Annotated in this window: 8 protein-coding genes and 1 CRISPR repeat array; of the genes, 1 reads left to right on the top strand and 7 read right to left on the bottom strand. The window is 49.1% G+C overall.

The window, feature by feature from the left end:
- The 4 genes from GX019_05025 to GX019_05010 form a co-directional block, all read right to left on the bottom strand.
- The coding region (locus GX019_05025) for an FAD-dependent oxidoreductase (GenBank protein HHT36522.1) at positions 1-2,087 on the bottom strand (2,087 nt) is incomplete at its 3' end.
- Positions 2,087-3,802 (bottom strand): 4Fe-4S binding protein, encoded by a 1,716-nt coding sequence (locus GX019_05020; protein ID HHT36521.1) that lies wholly within the window; start codon positions 3,800-3,802, stop codon positions 2,087-2,089. The genes GX019_05020 and GX019_05025, both read right to left, overlap by 1 nt.
- Before the next feature lie 97 nt (positions 3,803-3,899).
- Positions 3,900-4,388 carry an NADH-quinone oxidoreductase subunit NuoE gene (gene nuoE / locus GX019_05015; GenBank protein HHT36520.1) on the bottom strand — a complete coding sequence of 163 codons (489 nt, stop codon included), beginning with the start codon at positions 4,386-4,388 and terminating at the stop codon, positions 3,900-3,902.
- 21 nt (positions 4,389-4,409) lie between these two features.
- Positions 4,410-5,192: a glutaminyl-peptide cyclotransferase gene (locus GX019_05010; protein ID HHT36519.1), complete on the bottom strand. Its 783-nt coding sequence runs from the start codon at positions 5,190-5,192 to the stop codon at positions 4,410-4,412.
- Between the two features lie 181 nt (positions 5,193-5,373).
- Between GX019_05010 and GX019_05005 the strand changes: the two genes are divergently transcribed.
- Positions 5,374-6,222 (top strand): DegV family protein, encoded by an 849-nt coding sequence (locus GX019_05005; protein ID HHT36518.1) that lies wholly within the window; start codon positions 5,374-5,376, stop codon positions 6,220-6,222.
- Between the two features lie 47 nt (positions 6,223-6,269).
- On the opposite strand, the gene GX019_05000 is transcribed toward GX019_05005, so the two are convergent.
- The 3 genes from GX019_05000 to GX019_04990 form a co-directional block, all read right to left on the bottom strand.
- On the bottom strand, positions 6,270-7,640 hold the full coding sequence (locus tag GX019_05000) for a pectate lyase (GenBank protein ID HHT36517.1): 1,371 nt from the start codon (positions 7,638-7,640) through the stop codon (positions 6,270-6,272).
- A gap of 126 nt (positions 7,641-7,766) precedes the next feature.
- Positions 7,767-8,073: direct repeats of the CRISPR family, unit length 32 nt; unit sequence GTTTCAATCCACGCACCCGCGAGGGGTGCGAC.
- 170 nt (positions 8,074-8,243) lie between these two features.
- Positions 8,244-8,534: a CRISPR-associated endonuclease Cas2 gene (cas2, locus tag GX019_04995; protein HHT36516.1), complete on the bottom strand. Its 291-nt coding sequence runs from the start codon at positions 8,532-8,534 to the stop codon at positions 8,244-8,246.
- A gap of 12 nt (positions 8,535-8,546) precedes the next feature.
- Positions 8,547-8,837, bottom strand: a 291-nt coding sequence (locus GX019_04990; GenBank protein HHT36515.1) for a subtype I-C CRISPR-associated endonuclease Cas1, incomplete at its 5' end; no start/stop codon positions are given.

Genomic DNA, 8,837 nt, shown 5'->3' with positions numbered 1-8,837 from the left:
CAGCCGAGACCGCACTGGAGACAGGTTGTTTCAACAATCCGATCATTTTCCCAAGGTCCCCGCTCAACCCAGGGATAGTTAAGGGTTATGGCACCTGTGGGGCAGACTGTTGTGCACAATCCGCAGGAGGCGCACACTTCTATCAGCGGCAGTTCCAGCGATGGTTCCACCGTAGTCTCATAACCCCGGTCCACAAAACCTAAGACGCTGTAACCAGCTAGATCACGGCAGGCCGATACGCATCTGCCGCAGAGGATGCATTTATTCTGATCAAGATGGATATGGGGATGGGATTGATCCAGTTCGTAGCGCTTCGGAGTCTGAGCAAACTGGTTATGGTCAATTTGAAAGCGATCCGCAAGCAGTCTCAGCTCGCAGTCTGCCACATCCAAGCATCCGCAGGACAAGCACCGCTTAGCTTCTTCCCGAGCTTGTTCCAGCGTATAGCCCAAACAGTATTCAGCAAAATTGCTGATCCGCTCAGCAGCAGAAAGATGCTCAGGCGCATGCCGGGGAAGTTTCGGCTTGGAAGCAAACTCTTCTGGATCCAAATCCTCCAGCTCACCACGGGACACGGCAAACTTAACTTCCTGATCAAGCGGTTTTCCGGTCAGGTAAGCATCGATTTTAAGCGCAGTCATTCGGGCAGCTCCAATTGCTTCTACAACCGTGGCAGCTCCGGTAACGCAGTCTCCAGCGGCAAAAATACCCTGTGCCGGTTCTTCTGTGAAGGTTCCCCACTTAGTTTTTTCCACATCAAGTTGAGCAGCAAGTTCTTGATCAACTTTTTGGCCTAAAGCCAGAATAACCGTATCGATGGGCAGCACATAATCACTGTCGGGAACTTCAACTGGACATCTCCGACCAGAGGCATCAGCGGGACCAAGCTCCATCTTGACAAGCTCCAGAGCTTCCACTTTTCCCTCTCCAATAAATCCTGTCGGATTGGTCAAAAACAGAAAGCGAACTCCCTCTTCCAGGGCCTCTTCAACTTCAATGGGCTCGGCGGGCATTTCTTCTCGTGAGCGCCGATAAATTACAGTGACTTCTTTCGCGCCCAGCCTTACCGCAGTGCGGGCAGCGTCCATGGCGGTATTGCCGCCCCCAACCACTGCTACCCTTCGGCCCAAGGGTACGGGCTTGCCCAAAGTTACATCCCGCAGGAATTCTATCCCACTGTAAATTCCGGGCAGATCCTGGTTTTCATAGCCGGGAAGGGTCGCTTCCTGGCAGCCGATGCCTAAGAAGACCGCATCATAATCTTGTTTAAGCTGATCGAGGGTAAAATCTCGCCCCAATTCTTTGCCGATAATGACTTCTTTGCACAAGCTGGTGATGACACTGATCTCCCGATCCAGCAAGTCCTGGGGCAGGCGGTAATCTGGAATGCCGTAGCGGAGCATGCCGCCAAGTTTTGGTCCCGCATCGATCAGCGTTACCTGATGGCCTGCTAAAGCCAGGTAGTAGGCTGCAGTCAAGCCGGCAGGACCACCGCCCACTACAGCTACCGTATATCCGGTATCGGGGGCAGCTTCCGGACCCTGGTCACCGAGCTGTTCGAGCCAGGCATCACCGGCAGTCCGCTTCAAACCGCAGATATCCACTGGTTCGTCCACTAGATTGCGGCGGCAGGCATCTTCGCAGAAGCGGGGACAAACCCGGCCGCACACCGATGGCAGGGGCATCCGCTCGCGAATCAACTGAGCTGCGCTGATAAAATCGTTGTTGTTAAGATGAGCAATAAAGCCTTGAATATCAACTCCGGCGGGGCAGGCGATCTGGCACGGCGCTAGACAGTCGCCGCAGTGCTCTGCCATAATCAATTCCAGAGCAATTTTTTGGAGTTCCCGAACAGACTCGCTGTCGGTAACAATCTCCATTCCCTCTCGTACAGTCAGGGAGCAGGATGGAATTAAGCGACCGTCTGCCTCCACAAAGCAGAGGCGGCAGGCTCCGAATGGCTCAACCCGTGGATCATAGCACAGATGGGGAATGTCAACGCCTAAGGCAAGCGCTGCTTTGAGCAGATTTTCTCCCGCGGAAACCTGATATGTTCTGCCGTCAATTGTGATCTGCACTTTACCCATTACTGTGCCACCTCCAGACTTGCCGCACCGGCTTTTGGCGTGCTCTCGACGCTGATAGCATCAAACTTGCATGTGCTTACACACAATCCGCAGCGGATGCATTTCTCAATATCAATGGTATAAGGCTCTTTAATCTTACCTGTAATCGCTTCTGCTGGACAGACCCGCGCGCACAGACTGCAGCCGCGGCAGAGGTCTGCCTCAATCCGGTAAACAATTAATGCCTTGCACTGCTTAGCCGGACAGTACTGCTCGGCAATGTGGGCTTCATATTCATCTGCGAAATACTTGAGGGTAGTCAACACAGGATTGGGAACAGTCTGGCCCAAGCCGCACATTGAACCCTGCTTAATTGCCTCGCCAAGTCTGCGAATCAAATCAAGGTCGCTGGGTGTTCCTTGGCCCTGGGTGATTCTTTCCAGGATATCCAGCATCTTTTCTGAACCGATCCTGCAGAAGGTGCATTTGCCGCAGGATTCACCCCGGGCAAAGGTAAGAAAATATTTGGCCACATCAACCATACAGGTATCTTCATCCATTACCAACAGGCCTCCAGAGCCCATTATCGCTCCGATTTCTGCTAAACTCTCATAATCAACGGGAATATCACCCAGGTCAGCCGGAATGCAGCCGCCGGACGGACCGCCGGTCTGAATTGCTTTAAAGGGCTTACCGGTGGATATTCCACCCCCGATATCATAAATCAGTTCATTAATTGTCATTCCCATGGGAATTTCCACAAGACCCCCACGGTTGATTTTCCCAGCTAGGGCAAACACTTTAGTTCCCCGACTCTTTTCTGTGCCGTATCTGCTGTAGACTGCTGCCCCCTCCTCAAGGATGCGGGGAATATTGGCCAGTGTTTCCACATTATTAATAGAAGTCGGAACATTAAACAGACCTTTTTCACTGGGATACGGAGGGCGAAAGCGGGGCATACCCCTCTGCCCTTCGATGGACATGATGAGAGCGGTTTCCTCGCCGCAGACAAATGCTCCAGCACCTTCCCGGATCTCGATGCTGAAGTTGAAACCGCTGCCTAGAATATCAGTGCCTAAAAAGTGATGTTCTGCAGCCTGCTTGATCGCTATTTTCAAACGTTTGATTGCCAGGGGGTACTCAGCCCGGCAGTAGATATAGCCTCTGCTGGCACCGATTGCCAAACCAGCAATCAGCATACCTTCGACTACCGAATGAGGATCGCTTTCCAAAATACTCCGATCCATAAAAGCTCCCGGATCCCCCTCATCAGCGTTGCAGATAATATATTTCAGCTCGCCCGGACTTTGGCGGGTAAGTGACCATTTTAAGTGGGTTGGAAAGCCGGCGCCGCCCCTTCCTCTCAGTCCAGAGGCTTTGATTTCAGCAATTACCAGCTCTGGGCCTATCTCAACAGCTTTGGCCAGCCCTTGGTATCCGCCTGACGCTAGGTAGCTGTTGATATCTTCTGGATTTATGACGCCGCAGTTTTTAAGAGCAATTCGCTTCTGCTTGTTGAAGTAGCTGTCCATTTCCGGAGTGAGCTTGGGAGCGTATACCAAGAGTTCCTGCACCGGTTCGCCCTTAAGCAGATGCTGAGCAATTATTTGCTGTACATCATCAGCTGAAACACTTCCGTAGAGATAGCGCTCGCCTGTACCTGTGTTCACTTCCACAAGCGGTTCGGCAAAGCACATTCCTAAACAGCCGGTTGGGATCAGCTCAGCGTTCACCATTCCATCGTCTGCAAGGAGGTCTTGAAAGCGATCGTATACCTGCTGAGCGCCAGCAGCAATACCGCAGCTCGCTAATCCCACCTTGATTGTATACCTCTTAGTTTCCACGGCTTCCACCACCTTTCAGATCCCGAATTAGACCGCGCGCTTTGTCTGGGGTCATTCTGCCGTGAATTTTTCCGTTAACACTGATTACCGGAGCTAAGCTGCAGCAGCCGATGCAGGCTACCTTTTCTAAGGTAAACTTGCCATCCTTGCTGGTGCTGCCGCATTTTGTGTTGACCGCTATTTCCAGCGCTTCTGTAATCTGGTCAGCTCCAGCTAAATGACAGGCGGTACCATGGCAGATTTGGATGTGATACTCGCCCAGCGGCTCTAACCGAAATTGAGAATAAAATGTTACGATTCCGTATAAATCGCTGGCAGGTATCTTGGTCAGCTCCGATACCTTTGCAATAAATTCATGGGATACATAGCCAAGTTCGTTCTGGATTTCTTGTAAAATGGGAATTGCTGCCCCTGAAAAATTACGATATCTGCTGACAATCTCTGCTACTCGTTCTAACTGTTTGGATGAAGCCTGCACCTTCTCAGCTCCTTTCGAGTTCTAAGGTTTACTTTCCAGCTTTACTGGTCTTTCTCCTACTTCCACCGCAAAGACAGCCGGCCAAAGTTTGCCGGTAATCACCAGCTGGTCTGTTTCAGGAATATAGGCGATGCCGTTAAGAACATCAATTCGGTTAGGGTCCACATTAAGGTGCGTGCGGAGCTCAGAAAAGTCAATCCAGCCCAGCACCTCCCCATTTTCCGGATCAATCATAACAACGAGATCTTCCAGCCAGATATTGGCGAAAATTACACCATCAATATATTCGAGTTCATTGAGGTGTTCTACCGGACCAGCAAGGCTGGTGACGGCGATCTGCTTCACTCGGCTGTAATCCTGGGGATCCAGGTAAGTAAGAACACTGCTGCCATCACTCATAATCAGATACTCGCCATCATAGGTCAAGCCCCACCCCTCGGTAGGATAGGTAAACCGGTCAAGAAGGGCAAAGCTATTTAGATCGTAGACAAAGCCGGTATTCTCCTGCCAGGTAAGCTGGTAAATGCGGTCATCAACAATGGCGATCCCTTCACCAAAATAATTATCCGGCAGCAGCAGGCCTTTAGTAACAACACCGTCATTGAGCCTTACCTGACGCAGAGAGGAAGCACCGTACAGGCCCGTGCCTTCGTATATAAAGCCATTATGATAAACCAAACCTTGGGTAAAGGCTGAAGGATCATGAGGATAAACAGCGGCAATCTTGTAGCTGAAAAACGGCTCGGTTTCTGCCACGCTGTTTGTCCCAGCCCAGCTTAGCCAAACCAGCACAACCAGGAGCAGCGCAAGCAGAAGTGCTCTTTTTGTGGATAAATTAGGCCAATTTTTGATAAACCTCACCTGCCTTTAAAATACTATTAATAAATTCGCCATAAGGGGATTTGATACCTTTTCTTGTATTTACGGAAGGATAATGGTATTATTAAGCGAATAACCTTTTGGTTTTTTAGAAAGAGGTGACGCCGTGAAAGAAAAAATCGGCATTATTACTGACAGCACCTGTGATATTCCCCGTGAGTTTTTGAATAAGCTCGGCATTAAAGTGCTGCCGCTGAGGATTTTGTATCAGGGAAGAGAGTATCGCGATGGCGTTGACATCACCGCTGAAGCTGTTTACGCACATCTAGAACAAGAAGTACCAACTACCTCACTGCCAAGCCCGCAGGACGCAGAATCGCTGCTTTTAAGCATGAAAGAACAGGGCTACACACATGTGCTGGTAATTCATCTGTCGTCCGGTTTAAGCGGTACCGGCCAAATGATCGAAACTGTAGCTGAGCAAATTGATGGCATGACTGTGAAAGTTATTGATTCAAAATCGATCTCGATGGGACTGGGCTTTATTGTTATGGAAGCCGCAAGAGCTGTTCAGGCGAAAATGAACTTTGAAGCTGTGTGCAACCTAGTCAGCAGTGTCAGAGACAGACTCTCGGTCTACTTTGTTCTGAGTACACTGGAGTATCTCAAAAAAGGCGGCCGCATCGGCAAAGTCTCGGGTACAATTGGTGAACTGCTGCAGTTAAAACCAATTATTACAGTTAACAAAGAAGGCATCTACACTACTTTTGCCAAGGTGCGCGGTAAGAAGCAGGCCTTAGACCGCTTAGTGGGAATCGCCAAGGAGCATATCTCTAAAGCGGCCAGCCAAATCGCTGTCTGCTATGGCGGCGCTCAAGAAGAAGCTGCTTATATCATTAAGCAGATCGGCCAGCTGGCAAATGTGAAGGAATTGATTACCTCATCGGTCAGCCCGGTGATTGGTGTCCACACCGGTCCGGGAACTGTGGGGTTTGCTGTATTGGAATCGAACTAACACCAAAACTGCGAAGCATGGAGTTTCTCCATCTTCGCAGTTTCGCTTTATTTAAGAAGTTCATCGGCAACCCAATTGATGTATTCTTCAATCGCTGAATAACCGCTTTTCATGACTTGGTTATGGTTTCCGTTTTTTACGCCATGTTCTTTTTCCCACCAATCGGGAATGCCGTTAGAATTTTTATCTGTCCGGTCAAAGTCTAGAACCCGGCTTTTTACCGGCTGGACCTGCGGCCATTTGGAAACCACATCAGTGGGCTTATCAATAATTCTCCCGGAACTTCTGTGAACACTGTCTACCACCCGGTAATCAATGGCATCCCTGGGAAAAGCTCCGGCGCCCGCAAGGACTAAATCATAAGCTTCGTGGGCTGTATGGGTGGTGACCGGCTCAACAGGAAGTGGCAAATCATGCTTGATATAGGTCGGCGATGAGACACCTCTGCCGGCTACCAGTGACCATTGATCAGAGGGCACAGAGCCGTTCATAGCATTGCCCTCCCAATAGGCCTGAGCATATGGAGCATTTTCCTGAAAAGCGATGCTGGTTTTTGATGAATTGGGACCACGTTTATAGTAGTTGCCGATAAAGTTGTATTTGGTGATGGTGTCTTCATCCTCATTATTGCCTGCACTTCCACCACCCCAGTTATAGATTACATTGTTGCGGAAATCCACCAGCAATCCTACCGGATCAGCAAAGCGGTTTGTATAATTCCCAGGGCGGGGATTCCTTCCCCGGTTGTGAGCATAGAGGTTGTGGTGGATGGAGATTCGCTCCCCAGCTTTGCCGCGAATCAACGACCCGTAACCGTGAGCACCTTTAGAGTGGAAGGAGTTATTGAGAGCTTCACTGACTATACTCCACTGGACAGTAACTAGATCGCTGTCAACGATGGAAAGAGTCTCATCCACTCCCCAGCTGGCAGTAATGTGATCAAGAATCACATTTTTGGAATCGCGGATCAGCACCGCATCAACTTCCTGACGCTTCGCATCCCCTAACCTAATCCTTAAGTGCCTGATAATCACGTTCTCTGCCCGCACTTCAAAGCTGTAATTGGTAAGGGTAACCCCTTCGGGAGAGGTCTGTCCAGCTATGGTTAGATCACCGTTTCTGATTCGCAAAGGAGATCTCAGCTCGATTATCCCCGACACGTCAAAAACAACTATTCTGGGACCACGGGCTTCCACGGCTTCCCGCAGGCTGCCCGGTCCGCTATCGTTTAAGCTGGTGACAATATAGACCTTACCGCCCCTTCCTCCAGTGGCATCAGCCCCAAAGCCTTCAGCTCCAGGAAAAGCACGAACTTCTTCGATGACAATATCCTCATCCGAGCTCGGTGTTTTGACTAAACATCCCGAAAAGAAGAGCATACAGATGACTAATACTGCTACACTCGCTTTTGCTCTCATTGCACAGCCCCTTCCCCATGACTCCCTGTATATTATTCGTAATGCATTTGTATACACCTTTTAAAACTAGATCATGTCTGCACGAGATGCGAAATGATTTTGAATTTTTTTGGAGCAATATCCCAGATCTTAACCTATATACCCGCGAGGGGTGCGACCTGCTCATTGGCTCGTCTAACTGGTCTAACTTATCGTTGTTTCAATCCACGCACCCGCGAGGGGTGCGACTCATGAGACTGACTACTACATCGATGGTGTGCCGGTGTTTCAATCCACGCACCCGCGAGGGGTGCGACGAGCAAACTGTTCCGCGCTCATGCCAGCAACAGCGGCGTTTCAATCCACGCACCCGCGAGGGGTGCGACGACGAGCAGGCTGGTTATTACGTAACCTTCGCCCCAGTTTCAATCCACGCACCCGCGAGGGGTGCGACCGTAGGGTCTTTAAATCCTTTCGTAAAGCTTGTTTCATGTGCAGTTTGTGCGAACCACATTCTATGCTTTAGAATTCCATTACTTCCTTTGTTAAGTCCGCTTATAATCTGTTCCCAAAGCCTAGTGCGAGTCACCTAAGGTTTTCATGTTCACTTATGGTTCGCACTATTTATATTGTCAAAGTTCCTTCCGGATCAAATGTATCTTTTGCACCAATATGTTCAACTCTGCGTTTCCAATTGCTACCTAGATAGTAGTAACGTAGGCTATCTTTTTCCTGATCAATAATTGATTCTAACCTTTTCCTAAGCTGTGCAAATTGCACCGGATCCACCAAGCATTCAAAGACTGAATTTTGCACTCGTTGTCCAAAATCAACGCATGTTTTGGCAACAAGTCTTAGTCTTCTTCGTCCTTCTGCATTTTCAGTGTTAACATCATAAGTTACTAACACAAGCATACTATATCAGCCTCATTTAATTAAAAATGGAGGATAAGCCTCAATATCACCGCGAATACATCTCGCTAGAAGCATAGCTTGCGCATAAGGCAGTAAACCTATTGCTATTCTTTCTTGAAAATACGGGTGCATTATTTGTTGTTGTTTTCTGGTTTGCCATGCATCAATGACTTTTTTCCTACCATCATCTGTCAGCAACACGCCACCGGATTCTTTAATTACAAAATCTTTAGCATCAAGTTGTCGAGTATTAATTAATGAGAGAGTAAGTCTATCCACTAAGTAGGGTCTTAACTCTTCCAT

This window comes from Bacillota bacterium (assembly GCA_012837335.1).
Classification (GTDB): Bacteria; Bacillota; Limnochordia; order Darwinibacteriales; family DTU012; genus DTU012.
This window is presented reverse-complemented; position numbering and strand designations above follow the sequence as displayed.